Genomic DNA, 13,482 nt, shown 5'->3' on the forward strand with positions numbered 1-13,482 from the left:
ATGATAGGTTAGTATGAATTTTTAAGATTGAGAGCGTTCTATAATTATCCCAACACCTTGGGCACCTCGAACCGCATCCAACTTATCTACTTTAAGACGTAGCCAAGGGATTTTAAATTCCTGTAATATAATTTGAGATACTTGTTCTGCTAAAGTCTCAATAAGGAAAAATTCACTATTACCTACAAAATCAATCAGTCGTTTTGCCACAGCTTTATAATCACAAGCGTCATTAATGTCATCACTCATTGCAGCTTTAGCTACATCGGTTACCATTTCTAGATCTAGGGAAACCGTTTGTTTGATTTTACGCTCCCAATCATATATACCAATGATAGTTTCAATGCGTAAATTATTTAAATAAACGATATCCATTTTTAGCTCACATATAATTTATACATAAATTGTTAATCATAACATGCTTATTTATCTAACTCTGCTTGTAGCAAGCTATATTCTAGGATCTTTCTCTAGTGCAATCATTGTCTCAAAACTAGCTCACTTAGGAGATCCTAGGAGTTATGGATCAGGTAATCCTGGAGCAACCAATGTATTACGAGTAGGTGGTAAACGACTTGCTGTAATCGTGTTTCTTGGAGATACTCTAAAGGGGTTCTTTCCAGTATGGATTACGGGATATATAAGTGATTATTCTTGGGTAATTTCAGGTGCTGGGTTAGCTGCATTTCTGGGTCATCTCTATCCTATTTTTTTTAATTTCCGTGGAGGAAAGGGAGTTGCAACTGGATTAGGAGTCCTATTAGGTTTTAATTGGTTTTTAGGTATATTAGTTCTTGCGATTTGGCTGTCTGTTTTTGGGTACAAAAAAATTTCCTCTCTATCTGCGCTTAGTGCAGCAATTGCTGCACCTTTTCTTTCATGGTGGCTAACTTCAGTACCTGCTATTTGTATCGTAACTACAATAATGGCATTACTTTCCCTTTGGCGACATCGTTCCAATATTACTAGAATGTTAAATCGCCAAGAAGATAGATTTTAAAAGCTTTATTTAGGTTAAATATAAATCACGCAATGACCATTTAGGGCGTACTTTGAAATTAAGATCTATTTTTCGACCTGAAATCAGTGATTGATAGCCTGCAAACGCAATCATAGCACCATTATCAGTACAGAAATCTAATCTAGGGTAATATACTTTAATCTTCATTTTTTTACTTATAGCAGAGAATTGATTTCTTAGTGCCTGATTAGCACTTACCCCGCCTGCGATAATTAAACATTTATATCCTGTTTGTTGTAGTGCACGACAACTTTTAGAAACAAGTACATCAACTACTGCATCTTGAAAGGCACAAGCAATATCAGGGGCTGACTCTATTCCATACTTTCTAAACGTATTGAGTGCATAGGTTTTAAGACCACTAAAACTAAAATTAAGATCTGGTCGATCAAGCATCGGTCGAGGAAAATAAAATCTGTGCGGATTTCCAAACTCAGCAAGCTTTGCTAGTGCTGGACCACCGGGATAAGTTAAACCTAGTAGTTTTGCGGTTTTATCAAAAGCTTCCCCAACTGCATCATCAAGAGATTCTCCTAAAACATGGTACTTGCCTATTTCTTTTACAGCAATTAATAGCGTATGCCCACCAGAAACTAATAAAGCACAAAAAGGAAATTTGGGAGGATCTGGCTCTAACATAGGTGAAAGTAAATGCCCTTCCATATGATGAATTGGAATAGCTGGGATATTCCATGCCCAAGCTAAACTTCGACCTACAGATGCTCCTACTAAAAGAGCTCCAATTAATCCTGGCCCTGCTGTGTATGCAACGGCATTTATATCTTGCTTATTAAGATGCGTATATGCTAGAGATTCACGAATTAACGGTAAAAGTTTACGAATATGATCTCGAGCAGCTAGCTCCGGTACAACTCCTCCATATTTAGCGTGAGTTGCTACTTGGCTATGAAGAAAATTAGCAAGTATTCCTTTTTTACCATCATAAATAGCAACTCCTGTTTCATCACAAGAGGTTTCTATCCCTAATATCCGCATAGTATAAAATACAATTGATTTTTTAATTAATGATCCGTAGAATTCTTTAGTTTTAATCTATTATTATAGATGCCTATTCAATACATTTTTATATAAGTTAAGGAGATTTCATGCCAAATGTTAGAGTAAAAGAAAATGAACCTTTTGATATTGCTGTTCGTAGATTTAAAAGAATTTGCGAAAAAGCAGGTATTCTATCAGAAGTTCGCCGTCGTGAGTTTTATGAAAAACCTACCTCTGTTCGTAAACGTAAAGCTGCTGCAGCTGTGAAACGCTCAATGAAAAAAGTAGCAAGAGAGCGAGCAAGATATATTCGTTTATATTAATTATTTGTTCTGGAACAACATAGAATAAGAATTAATGACGACAGAAGCTAGCCAATTAAAATCTCGTTTACAAGAAGATGTTAAAATCGCAATGCGTGCCCAAGATAAAGCTAAACTTGGCGTTCTGCGAATGATAATGGCATCTCTTAAGCAGTATGAAGTAGATACACGATCTATACTAGATGATGAAAAAATTATTGCATTATTAGATAAAATGCTGAAGCAAAGACGGGAATCTTCTGAACAGTATAAAGCAGCAGGTAGGGAAGAGTTAGCAGGAAAAGAGCTATTTGAGCAAACTATAATACAGAACTATATGCCTACTTTGTTAAGTGAAGAGGAGCTTGAAATGATGATCAAAAAAGCGATTGATCAGGTACAAGCAACAACGGTTAAAGATATGGGGAAAGTAATCAATTTACTTAAACCACTTATCCAAGGTCGAGCTGACATGAAAATGTTAAGTGATCAAATAAAAGGAAAACTTACAGCTTAAATATAAATTTTTAAGGAAGTTTTCTAACTCAGATAATGAAAGGAAAAATTCCTCAGGCTTTTATTGACGATCTTATTGAGCGTACCGATATTGTATCTTTAATTGGCAGTCGAGTTACTTTGCGTAAATCAGGTCATCAATATATTGCTTGTTGTCCTTTTCATAATGAAAAAACCCCATCATTTACTGTAAGCCCACAAAAGCAATTCTATCACTGTTTTGGGTGCGGTACTCATGGTACTGCCATTAGCTTTCTTATTGCTTTTGATCACTTAAATTTCGTTGAAGCAATAGAAGAGTTGGCCAGACAAGCAGGTATGCTTATCCCCGGGGAGAATAAGCAGTTTCTAAGTTCTAACCAAAAACTATATGACCTGCTTGCATTTTCGGCTAATTTTTATGCAGCCCAACTGAAAAAATATATTAATAACCCATATATTAAAGCATTTATTCAAAAAAGAGAATTAACTTATTCTATTATTGATAAGTTTCAAATTGGATTAGCTCTTCCTTATTGGGATAATTTGTTAAAAGCCATTCCTTCTCCATTAAAGCCCTATATTGAACCCTCTGGATTAATAATTGATAAGGGAGAAACACACAGTTATGATCGGTTTAGGAACCGTTTTATCTTTTCTATTCATAATCGACAAGGAAAAGTAATAGGTTTTGGTGGGCGGCTTTTAGAAAATCATCCTACATATCCAAAATATCTAAATTCTCCTGAAACACCACTTTTTCATAAAAGAAAGGAGTTATATGGTCTATATCAAGTTATTCAAGCATCACATAGCCATAAGAAATTACTAGTGGTTGAAGGGTACATGGATGTACTTACACTTTTTAATTACGGTATAGAATATGTTGTAGCTACTTTAGGTACTGCAACTACTGTAGATCATTTAACTCGTCTATTCCAAATTACTTCTACAATTGTATTTTGTTTTGATGGAGACAACGCAGGTAAAAAAGCAGCTTGGCATGCCCTCGAAACTGTACTACCTTTATTAAATCAAGGACGGGAAGTCCAGTTTATTTTTTTACCTCATGGAGAGGATCCTGATAGCTTAGTTCGAAGTAAAGGGCGTAGTACTTTTGAGGAATATGTTAAAGGGGCACAGCCACTATCTGAGGTATTATTGAACACAATAAAAGAGAAAGTAAATTTATATAGTATCGATGGTCGAGCTCGCTTCATTGAATTGATTTGGCCTCTAATACGTAAAATTCCTTCAGGTATCTACCAAGATATGCTACTTATACATCTTGCGGAAATAGCAAAAATAGAATACGACGTATTAGTTAATAGATTAAGAGCAAAAAATAACTCTACAATTACTGTCCAAGAGCTAAAAAAAAATAAAAATAAAGAAAATATATCTACACCAGCTCAAAAAATACTCACTATTCTTATTCAAAACCCTCATTTAATTACATTAGTTCCTAAAGATTTCTCACTAGATGGAGTCGTAGAGTTAGATGTAGAGCTGCTTAATAATATCATTAAGCTACTAATAGATAAACCTAACTTAAATACAGCCGCTCTGCTTGAATACTGGAGAAATTCAGAGTTATATCCCTATTTAGGACAGCTAGTAAAGAAGGAATTATTTATTACTGATGAGGACATAGCGATTGAATTAGAAAGTACAATTAACTGTTTAAGAAAACAGATTGCAGGTAAACAGGCAACTATATTAGCTAACCATTTAGCTTTAAGCGATACAGAGCAAAATGAATTACGTGCATTACTAGCTGTTAAATAGTTCTATAGGTATATGATAACTACATATTTAATGTAAACTAATATATAAATATATAACTTTATATAAAGTTTGAAAAATGGAACAAGATCGCCAATCCCAGTTAAAATTACTAATTATTAAAGGAAAGGATAGGGGTTACTTATCCTATAGTGAAGTCAATGATCACTTACCTGAAGATATTATGGACCCAGAACAAGTAGAAGATATCATTACTATGTTTAATGATATGGGGATTACTGTTCATGAGGATATATCAGAGACAGATGATCTAACCCTCATGGATTCGGCAGATATTGCTGATGAGGAAGTTGTAGAAGAAACTGCTGCTGCTCTTGTTTCTGATGGAGAATTTTCTCGAACCTCTGATCCCGTTCGTATGTATATGCGAGAGATGGGTAGCGTTGAACTTTTAACCCGTGATGGGGAAATTCATATCGCTAAGAAAATTGAAGAGGGCATGTATCAGATTTACAGTGCTTTATCTCGGTTTCCAGATAGTACAGCAAAGCTATTACTGCAATACAAAAAAGTAGAGTCAGGAGAGATTCGTATATCTGATGTAATATCTGGGTTTCATGATCTAGATGACAATACTACTACTCAAGTAGCTTCAGAGGATTCTGAAGATTCAGAAAATATTGGTAAAGAGGAAGACAGTCAACTTGATCCTCAAAAAGTTAAAAAACAATTTAGCCAGCTTAAAAAAGTATATAAGCGTTATCAAGATACCCTTGTAGGCGGAGATGATAAAAAGCGAGTTAAAGCACTTGAGGCAATGAGTAAATGTTTTCTAGAGTTTAAACTCGTACCTAATATTTTTAAAGATCTTACAGATGAGCTGCATTCAATTGTTACAAAAATTCGTGAGCACGAGCGAGTTATTATGCAGATTGCCGTACATGAGTCAGGAATGCTACGGCAAGAGTTTTTGTCTTCCTTTCAAGGGCATGAAAATGATTTGAGCTGGGTAGAAACTCATATTAAATCAAAAAAGAATTATTCTTCTGCTTTAAAGAATAATAAAGATATTATTCAGGAAACCCAGAAAAAACTAGTTGCTTTAGAAAAAGCCGCTTCTATGAGTATTACTGAAATTAAAGAAACAAACCGATCTTTATCTATCGGTGAAGCTCGAGCTAAAAGGGCTAAAAAGGAAATGGTTGAAGCTAATTTACGCTTAGTCATTTCAATCGCTAAAAAATATACTAATCGCGGTCTTCAGTTTTTAGATTTAATTCAAGAAGGTAATATCGGCTTAATGAAAGCAGTAGATAAATTTGAATATCGCAGAGGATATAAATTTTCTACTTATGCTACTTGGTGGATACGGCAAGCAATTACCAGATCTATTGCAGATCAAGCGCGGACTATTCGGATTCCTGTGCATATGATTGAAACAATCAATAAGTTAAGTCGAATTTCTCGACAAATGCTACAAGAGATGGGCAGAGAACCCACTCCGGAAGAACTTGCTGAACGAGTGGAAATGCCAGAAGATAAGGTGCGTAAGGTATTAAAAATAGCAAAAGAGCCTATCTCAATGGAGACTCCCATAGGCGATGATGAAGATTCTCACTTAGGGGACTTCGTTGAGGATATAGATACAATTTCTCCTGCAGATTCTGCAATTTTTTCTGGATTACAGGAGACAACACAGGTAATATTATCAGGACTAACACCTCGAGAAGCTAAAGTATTGAGAATGCGTTTTGGAATTGATATGAGTACAGATCATACCTTAGAGGAAGTAGGGAAACAATTTGATGTTACCCGAGAGCGGATTCGTCAAATTGAGGCAAAGGCACTGCGTAAATTGCGTCACCCTTCTCGTTCTGAGCAATTACGTAGTTTTTTAGATATAGGTAGAAAGTAAGTTAAGTAGGGCCTATAGCTCAGTTGGTTAGAGCAGGGGACTCATAATCCCTTGGTCGTAGGTTCGAGTCCTACTGGGCCCACCAAGTTCTACGAATAGTCTTCAAATAAAAATGATAACCTTGATAAATTCAGCTAGGTTACAGATCACTATAATTATTTGTATCATTTCTTGTTCTATCTTTTATTTTAGTGGAGAGTACCTAGCACTTCATCCCAAAATATTTGGGAATCAAATGTTTATCCCTAATATTACTATAGGGAATTTTGCTTTTTTACTTAAAACAGTAGGACAAATTCTTTTTGTACCTGCTGCAGTTATTATTATTAGGGTATATGTTGCAGAGAAGAGTCGTATTCTAACTCAAGAAAATAGTTAGAAATACCACAATTGCTATTTATATTAGGTTGGTGGCCAGGGGCAGAATCGAACTGCCGACACAGGGATTTTCAGTCCCTTGCTCTACCGACTGAGCTACCTGGCCTCGCTAGATAAAAATTATTCCCCATATACTATCACATATGAATTATTAAACAAGATTGTATCAACAGTTATATCAGCTAGAATAGATCTTTTACTCACCAAGGTGATTTATGTTTCCTGTCCTACCTATATTTCTTCTTGGATTACCCTTTATTGAAATTTATTTATTTATTGTAATCGGTAGTAAACTTGGAGCAGGAGCTACAATACTACTTTGCTTTATTACCGCATTATTAGGAGGAAATTTAGTCCGGCATCAGGGGTTTTCTATTTTACGTAATGTGCAATTTATGGGAGCCAGAGGAGAGACCCCAGCACTTAAGATGCTAGAGGGTGTAGTGATTCTTATATCTGGTATTCTTCTAATCATTCCAGGGTTTTTTACTGATTTTTTAGCTCTTTTAGGATTAATACCTAGTATACGCAAGCTATTTATTACTTATTTTATCTTTCGTAACTTTTCTAAAGTAACAATGTATAGTGCTGGAACACAGAACACTTTCTATCAAAATAAAACCCGTATTATTGAAGGACAAGCTAAAAAAGAAAAAGAATAAATATTTATTCTTTTTCTTTTAATTGACTTATTTTTAAATTTTATCTATTATTAGCACTCATTATAGGTGAGTGCTAATAGCGCATACTCTCTTGAAAGTAAAAAAGAGTATCCCTATAACAAAACAATGTAACTAAAAAATTTCTGTCATTTATAGACATTCTAAAGTAGTGAGGAAAAATTAATGAAGATTCGCCCGCTTCATGATCGTGTTATTGTTCGCAGAACAGAAGAAGAAAAAACCTCTGCTGGTGGAATTGTGATTCCAGATACAGCTGCCGAAAAACCCATTCGTGGAGAAGTCATTGCCGTAGGTAATGGTAAAATCCTAGAAAATGGGCAAACTAGATCTCTTGATGTTAAGGTTGGAGATAAAGTGCTTTTTGGTAAATATTCTGGTACAGAAGTGAAAGTAGATGGTGAAGAACTACTTGTGATGCGCGAAGACGATATCATGGCAGTTTTTCATGGCTAAACAGTAGAAGTAAGTTTATTTAACTAATTAATTGTAATAGAGGATTAAATTAAGTATGTCTGCTAAAGAAGTAAAATTTAGCGAAGATGCACGTCATCGTATGGTGCGTGGAGTTAATGTTTTAGCCGATGCGGTAAAAGTTACTTTAGGCCCTAAAGGACGTAATGTAGTTTTAGAAAAAAGCTTTGGTGCTCCTACTATCACTAAGGATGGAGTAAGCGTCGCTAAAGAAGTTGAACTTAAAGATAAGTTTGAGAATATGGGCGCTCAAATGGTTAAAGAGGTTGCTTCTCAAACTTCTGATGTTGCTGGTGATGGTACAACCACTGCTACAGTGTTAGCCCAAAGTATGTTGAGGGAAGGGATGAAAGCAGTTGCTGCTGGTATGAACCCTATGGATCTTAAGCGAGGCATTGATAAAGCAGTTATAGCGGCGGTTGAGGAGATGAAGAAATTATCTAAGCCTTGTGCAGATAATAAAGCGATCGCTCAAGTAGGTACTATTTCTGCTAATTCTGATGAAACTGTAGGAAATATTATTGCTGAAGCAATGCAGAAAGTAGGTAAAGAAGGAGTAATTACGGTAGAAGAGGGATCTGGTTTAGAAAATGAACTAGATGTAGTTGAAGGAATGCAGTTTGATCGTGGTTACTTATCTCCTTACTTTGTAACCAATCAGCAGTCTATGGCTTCTGAGCTAGATAATCCTTATATCCTCATCCATGATAAAAAAATCTCTAATATTCGGGAATTACTTCCTATCTTAGAGAATGTAGCAAAAGCAAGTAGACCTTTACTTATCATTGCTGAAGATGTAGAAGGAGAAGCTCTAGCTACGCTAGTGGTAAATACTATTAGAGGTATTGTGAAAGTATGTGCTGTTAAAGCTCCTGGGTTTGGAGATCGCCGTAAAGCTATGCTAGAAGATATTGCTGTGCTTACTGGTGGTACTGTTATTTCTGAAGAAGTAGGTTTGTCCTTAGATAAAGCATCATTAGATGACTTAGGCCAAGCCAAGAGAATTAGCGTTAGCAAAGAAAACACTACAATTGTTGATGGGGCAGGTAATACAAATAACATTAAAGCTCGAGTAGAGCAAATTCGTGTTCAAATGGAAGAAGCTACTTCTGAGTACGATAAAGAAAAACTTCAAGAGCGAGTAGCTAAACTAGCTGGTGGCGTTGCAGTTATCAAGGTAGGTGCTGCTACTGAAATGGAAATGAAGGAGAAAAAAGCTCGTGTTGAAGATGCACTTCATGCCACTCGTGCAGCAGTGGAAGAAGGAGTTGTTCCTGGTGGTGGCGTTGCCTTAATTCGTGCTTTACTTGCTATTAAAGATCTTAAAGGGGTAAATCATGATCAAGATGTGGGAATTAATCTTGCTCGCCGTGCGATGGAAGAGCCATTACGCCAAATTGTGCATAATGCTGGAGAAGAAGCCTCAGTTATCGTGAACACCGTTAAAGAAGGGTCAGGGAATTTTGGCTATAATGCAGCTACTGGTGAATTTGGTGATATGATTGCTATGGGGATCTTAGATCCTACAAAAGTATCTAGGACTGCACTACAAAAAGCCGCTAGTGTATCTGGTTTAATGATTACTACGGAAGCTATGATTGCAGAGGCACCTAAGGATGAAGGTTCAGTTGCTGGTGGTGGTGCTCCAGGTATGGGTGGTATGGGCGATATGGGAATGATGTAGCTTCCTACTTAGCCCATCTTAGTTAGTATTTTAAGGAAGGTCCTAGAAAAGTTTCTAGGGCCTTTTTTATTGTATTAGGAGAAAAATTTATGAAACCGATTGCAAATCTTATAGCAAGGGTATTAATCGCTCAGGTTTTTATTTTAGCTGGGATTTCTAAGATAGGTACGGGATATACAGGTGTCCAAGAATATATGAATTCAGTAGGAGTTCCTAGCGAGCTGCTACCTTTAGTGATATTTATCGAATTAGGAGGAGGCATAGCTTTAGCTCTCGGCTTCTTAACGCGCTGGACTGCATTAATTTTAGCTGTTTTTACGATAATAGCTGCAGTACTTTTTCATGCTAATTTTTCCGATCAAATGCAAGTAATTGCCTTTACAAAAAATATAGCAATTTCTGGTGGATTGTTATTATTAATGTGCTATGGTGGCGATAAATATAGCTTAGATGTAAGGCAGACTAAAGACAAAACAGGAGTTTAGTTTTATAATTAAGATGTTAATTTACAACTAATGAGGAGAGGAATGTAGATGAAATCTTTATTAACTACTTTAAGCGTATTGTTATTATGTTCTGTGTCATTTGCCACATTAGCAGAAGAAACTACTACTGAAAAACTAGAAGCAAAAACTAATGATGCAAAAAGAGCAGCTCAAACAAAAGTGAACAGAGCCAAGGAAGCAACCTGTACAGATGGTACTATGAAGTGTCTTGGAGAGAAAATAAAAGACAGAACAGTGGAAGCTTATGATGCTACAAAAGATAAAGCTGTAGAGCTTAAGAATAAAGCAGATTAAAAATGATAAAGGTAGCTATATATTCGCTAATTATATAGCTACCTTTTTAATTATTTTTTGTAAAATTAATATTCTTGTTATTCTGTTTTTTGAGTTTGATCATCAGCTGCTTGATCCATCTCTAACTCGCTGATTTTTCCATCCTTATTCCTATCCATATCATTGAATAGAGTTTTGCTATATTGATCTATCTCTAACTCACTTATCTTTCCATCTTTATTTTTATCCATGTCTTCAAATAATTCTTTATTATATAAGTCCCTCTCTAATTCGCTAATTTCTCCATCTTGATTTCTATCCATATTTTTAAATAGAGCCCTATTGTACTCTTTAGATTTATCCATTATTCCATTGTTAGATCTACTTTCATTATTATTAGATCCGCTATCACTTAAACTAGAAGCTGATAGGGATGAAAGTAAAAACCCAATAAAGTAGGTAATTCTTATATTTTTAGTCATTTGTGACCCCCATTTCTTTTTTGCTGATATACCCATCGCTGTCAGTATCCAAGTGTCCAAAATTACGTTCAGTGCCCGCCTCAAATTCCTCAACGCTCACCTTTCCATCTCCATTTCTATCGAGCAATCTAAGTAAATTATGAACCGCCCTTTTGCGCTCTTCTTCTTGGTATTTAGGATGATCGGGAGGTATATAATCTGGGCTCATAGGAAATGGCAGCCCACCAGTGGCAATAGCCCGATCTGGGGTACCTACTATTGTAGTTAGATAAATAGCAAATAGTAGAAAAATTCCAAAAACTCTAAAGAGAGCTTTACCCATAGCTTATTTCTCTTCTAGTTCTTAATTCTAAGGAATTAGAGTAAGGTTTAATCTTAAATTTTTATTATTACTATTTATGAATAACACCCATTTCTTCTCTGCTAATATAGCCATCCCCATTAGTATCTAGGTGACTAAAATTACGTTCAGTACCTTCTTCAAACTCTTCTATACTTACTCTTCCATCTCCATTTCTGTCTAGAGATCGAAGTAATTCATGAATCATTTTTCTACGCTTTTCTGCATCGTACTTAGGGCGATCCGGGTGGCTTGGAGGGACATATTCAGGATCCATAGGGAATGGTAATCCACCAGTAGCAAAAGCTGAAGGGACAGTTAAAGGAAATAAAAAAATGGAAGAAGTAGCTAAAGGCAATAAAAAAAGCCCACCAAGAGTAAAATTACCTATTGTCCTAATAATCTTTTCCATGAGCTTTTTACTCTCTTATATAATAATTATTCCTATTCTGCAGCTTTTAACTGCAGGGCAAAAATAGACAGATTGGCTAGATAAATAATATATTATTGAGATTAATATACCATAAATATACCATACTATTATTTACCTACTAAAAATCTAAAATCAGTTAGCAGGATTATATTCTAATTGATCCCTACACGATAAGCTTCCTCTTGTTTCAAGACAGCTAAATAAAGCTCTCGATCACTAAGATAACCATCTCCGTCAAGATCGATTGCATGGAACCGATCATCAGCAGCTAAATCTACTTCTAATTCACTGATTTTGCTATCTTTATTTATATCTAATTCTTGAAAGAATTGTTCATTAACCTCTTTCTGTGCATTTTTATAAGTCGCATTAGCAGATGTCTGATCTTGAGCAGAGCTAGGAATGGTTAGTGTTAGTGCGAAAACTCCACCAAGAATGGCTGAATAGCTGATAAATTTTGAATTTTTCATATACATATGTACTCTCCTTTTTAGTATGGAAGGATTTATAAACATCCATCCGCCCTAAGAATAGGATCTATTATGAAAAATTCAAGACGATGAAAGAGATATTTTTATGAAAAACACCTTACATTGAAGTAAATATCTAAATAATAGATAAGCTTATCGTTTTGTTTAGCTTTAAATTTAACGGGAAATCAGCATTTATTTTTAATCTTGCTACCCTTTTATGCATACAAAGTAGCTATCTTATCTTGAAAAAAATTTTTTTTTGTGTAAATTAGTTATCAAAACTAGTGAGATGGCATTCTCCTATAACCGCCATTATGGCTAATAATGCCTACAACTTCCTAAGAATGGGAGAGGTGGGTGTTTTTCTGTATCTTTAGCTATAGCCCTCCCTCTTATTTCTTTCCTAGGAAGATATTAAAAAGGCGAGAGGAGATTAATCTATAGCTATATTCCTACTCATAGACTCTCTTCTACTCGTCCCTATAAATTTAATTTAGGAGAAGAGATGTTATCTACTATCCTTATAATCATTGTAATTACAGCAAGCATTCAAGCTCTCTTTGGGGTGGGTGTTTTACTTTTTGGTACCCCTCTGCTTTTATTGATTGACTATCCCTTTATCGATGCATTGATTATTCTTTTACCCATTTCTATTAGTATTAATCTACTTCAGATCATAAAGAATTACCCTAATATTGATTGGTTATTTTATAAAAAAATTCTTTTCTACACCATTCCTTTCGTAGTTATTTTCCTTTATTTAGTAACCCGCATAAGCCTTAATATAGGGCTTATTATAGGGTTATTTTTAGTTTTTGTGGCTTTAAAGAGCACCTCTCAGTATATTGCGGTAAAGGTAGAAAAACTGATGCATTATGAGCGAATCTACTTTATCGCTATGGGAATAGTGCATGGGCTGACTAATTTAGGAGGATCTTTACTTACCGCAGCTGTGCATGCTACAGGAGGAAGTAAGGATAGAATGCGAGGAACTGCGGCTATCTCTTATGGCACATTTGCTATTTTTCAGCTAGCTACACTATCTGCTGTAGCACTTAAGGAAGTTAACATTTCTTGGTCTCATTTAACTTACCTAGCCGCTGGTATTAGTGCGTTCTTTATTGCAGATCATCTAGTTTATACCAAAATTAACAACGAGCAATATAGCAAAATTTTTGCTGGATTTTTATTTATCTCAGGTATATCTCTGATCGGCAAGTCTATTCAGGCAATTGGATAAGTGAAATTTCAACTATCGCTCACTAGATCCTGGTGTGATTT

General features: G+C 35.4%; 18 protein-coding genes, 2 tRNA genes and 1 riboswitch. Of the genes, 13 read left to right on the forward strand and 7 right to left on the reverse strand.

The genetic code is table 11. The annotated features are described in order from the left end of the window. Window positions 1–21: 21 nt before the first annotated feature. Window positions 22–375, reverse strand: coding sequence for a dihydroneopterin aldolase (gene folB, locus NSCAC_RS00105; protein ID WP_197744435.1), 354 nt, complete (start codon window positions 373–375; stop codon window positions 22–24). Window positions 376–418: 43 nt separating this feature from the next. Here folB and plsY point away from each other — a divergent pair, with 43 nt between their 5' ends. Continuing rightward, window positions 419–1,000 (forward strand): glycerol-3-phosphate 1-O-acyltransferase PlsY, encoded by a 582-nt coding sequence (gene plsY, locus NSCAC_RS00110; protein WP_197744436.1) that lies wholly within the window; start codon window positions 419–421, stop codon window positions 998–1,000. Window positions 1,001–1,009: 9 nt separating this feature from the next. Here the strand turns inward: plsY and tsaD are convergent, their stop codons facing one another. Then, complete coding sequence (gene tsaD / locus NSCAC_RS00115; protein ID WP_197744437.1) at window positions 1,010–2,017, reverse strand: tRNA (adenosine(37)-N6)-threonylcarbamoyltransferase complex transferase subunit TsaD; 1,008 nt, start codon at window positions 2,015–2,017, stop codon at window positions 1,010–1,012. 110 nt (window positions 2,018–2,127) lie between these two features. Between tsaD and rpsU the strand changes: the two genes are divergently transcribed. From rpsU to NSCAC_RS00145, 6 genes are all read left to right on the forward strand, one after another. Beyond that, window positions 2,128–2,343, forward strand: coding sequence for a 30S ribosomal protein S21 (gene rpsU / locus NSCAC_RS00120; protein ID WP_197744438.1), 216 nt, complete (start codon window positions 2,128–2,130; stop codon window positions 2,341–2,343). Between the two features lie 34 nt (window positions 2,344–2,377). After that, window positions 2,378–2,839 carry a GatB/YqeY domain-containing protein gene (locus NSCAC_RS00125; protein ID WP_197744439.1) on the forward strand — a complete coding sequence of 154 codons (462 nt, stop codon included), beginning with the start codon at window positions 2,378–2,380 and terminating at the stop codon, window positions 2,837–2,839. A gap of 35 nt (window positions 2,840–2,874) precedes the next feature. Beyond that, window positions 2,875–4,605: a DNA primase gene (dnaG, locus tag NSCAC_RS00130; RefSeq protein ID WP_197744440.1), complete on the forward strand. Its 1,731-nt coding sequence runs from the start codon at window positions 2,875–2,877 to the stop codon at window positions 4,603–4,605. Between the two features lie 76 nt (window positions 4,606–4,681). Next, window positions 4,682–6,478 carry an RNA polymerase sigma factor RpoD gene (gene rpoD / locus NSCAC_RS00135; RefSeq protein ID WP_197744441.1) on the forward strand — a complete coding sequence of 599 codons (1,797 nt, stop codon included), beginning with the start codon at window positions 4,682–4,684 and terminating at the stop codon, window positions 6,476–6,478. An 8-nt stretch (window positions 6,479–6,486) separates the two neighbouring features. Then, window positions 6,487–6,563: transfer RNA gene (locus tag NSCAC_RS00140), tRNA-Ile, on the forward strand. A gap of 27 nt (window positions 6,564–6,590) precedes the next feature. Further along, the gene (locus NSCAC_RS00145) at window positions 6,591–6,857 is read left to right on the forward strand and encodes a hypothetical protein (RefSeq protein ID WP_197744442.1); all 267 of its coding nucleotides are present in this window, start codon (window positions 6,591–6,593) and stop codon (window positions 6,855–6,857) included. 29 nt (window positions 6,858–6,886) lie between these two features. On the opposite strand, the gene NSCAC_RS00150 is transcribed toward NSCAC_RS00145, so the two are convergent. After that, window positions 6,887–6,962 (reverse strand) — tRNA-Phe (locus NSCAC_RS00150). A gap of 109 nt (window positions 6,963–7,071) precedes the next feature. Between NSCAC_RS00150 and NSCAC_RS00155 the strand changes: the two genes are divergently transcribed. From NSCAC_RS00155 to NSCAC_RS00175, 5 genes are all read left to right on the forward strand, one after another. Next, on the forward strand, window positions 7,072–7,518 hold the full coding sequence (locus NSCAC_RS00155) for an FxsA family protein (protein ID WP_197744443.1): 447 nt from the start codon (window positions 7,072–7,074) through the stop codon (window positions 7,516–7,518). Between the two features lie 183 nt (window positions 7,519–7,701). Next, window positions 7,702–7,992 (forward strand): co-chaperone GroES, encoded by a 291-nt coding sequence (groES, locus tag NSCAC_RS00160; protein ID WP_197744444.1) that lies wholly within the window; start codon window positions 7,702–7,704, stop codon window positions 7,990–7,992. Between the two features lie 55 nt (window positions 7,993–8,047). Further along, window positions 8,048–9,694, forward strand: a complete 1,647-nt coding sequence (gene groL / locus NSCAC_RS00165) for a chaperonin GroEL (protein ID WP_197744445.1) — start codon at window positions 8,048–8,050, stop codon at window positions 9,692–9,694. 89 nt (window positions 9,695–9,783) lie between these two features. Next, window positions 9,784–10,179 carry a DoxX family protein gene (locus tag NSCAC_RS00170; protein ID WP_197744446.1) on the forward strand — a complete coding sequence of 132 codons (396 nt, stop codon included), beginning with the start codon at window positions 9,784–9,786 and terminating at the stop codon, window positions 10,177–10,179. Window positions 10,180–10,227: 48 nt separating this feature from the next. Continuing rightward, window positions 10,228–10,494, forward strand: coding sequence for a hypothetical protein (locus NSCAC_RS00175; protein WP_197744447.1), 267 nt, complete (start codon window positions 10,228–10,230; stop codon window positions 10,492–10,494). A gap of 77 nt (window positions 10,495–10,571) precedes the next feature. Here the strand turns inward: NSCAC_RS00175 and NSCAC_RS00180 are convergent, their stop codons facing one another. The 4 genes from NSCAC_RS00180 to NSCAC_RS00195 all read right to left on the reverse strand — a co-directional run bounded on the left by NSCAC_RS00180 (window position 10,572) and on the right by NSCAC_RS00195 (window position 12,198). Continuing rightward, a complete protein-coding gene (locus NSCAC_RS00180; protein ID WP_197744448.1) occupies window positions 10,572–10,955 on the reverse strand; it encodes an EF-hand domain-containing protein in 384 nt (127 codons plus the stop codon). Then, window positions 10,948–11,277 carry an EF-hand domain-containing protein gene (locus tag NSCAC_RS00185; RefSeq protein WP_197744449.1) on the reverse strand — a complete coding sequence of 110 codons (330 nt, stop codon included), beginning with the start codon at window positions 11,275–11,277 and terminating at the stop codon, window positions 10,948–10,950. Before NSCAC_RS00185 ends, NSCAC_RS00180 begins: the two co-directional genes overlap by 8 nt. Window positions 11,278–11,347: 70 nt before the next feature. Next, window positions 11,348–11,707, reverse strand: a complete 360-nt coding sequence (locus NSCAC_RS00190) for an EF-hand domain-containing protein (RefSeq protein WP_197744450.1) — start codon at window positions 11,705–11,707, stop codon at window positions 11,348–11,350. A 173-nt stretch (window positions 11,708–11,880) separates the two neighbouring features. Further along, the gene (locus NSCAC_RS00195; protein ID WP_197744451.1) at window positions 11,881–12,198 is read right to left on the reverse strand and encodes an EF-hand domain-containing protein; all 318 of its coding nucleotides are present in this window, start codon (window positions 12,196–12,198) and stop codon (window positions 11,881–11,883) included. A gap of 279 nt (window positions 12,199–12,477) precedes the next feature. Then, window positions 12,478–12,539: riboswitch (Fluoride riboswitch) on the forward strand. A 167-nt stretch (window positions 12,540–12,706) separates the two neighbouring features. Here NSCAC_RS00195 and NSCAC_RS00200 point away from each other — a divergent pair. Further along, window positions 12,707–13,441 carry a TSUP family transporter gene (locus NSCAC_RS00200; protein ID WP_197744452.1) on the forward strand — a complete coding sequence of 245 codons (735 nt, stop codon included), beginning with the start codon at window positions 12,707–12,709 and terminating at the stop codon, window positions 13,439–13,441. Window positions 13,442–13,482 lie beyond the last annotated feature (41 nt).

This window comes from Candidatus Nitrosacidococcus tergens, from assembly GCF_902810445.1.
Classification (GTDB): Bacteria; Pseudomonadota; Gammaproteobacteria; order Nitrosococcales; family Nitrosococcaceae; genus Nitrosacidococcus; species Nitrosacidococcus tergens.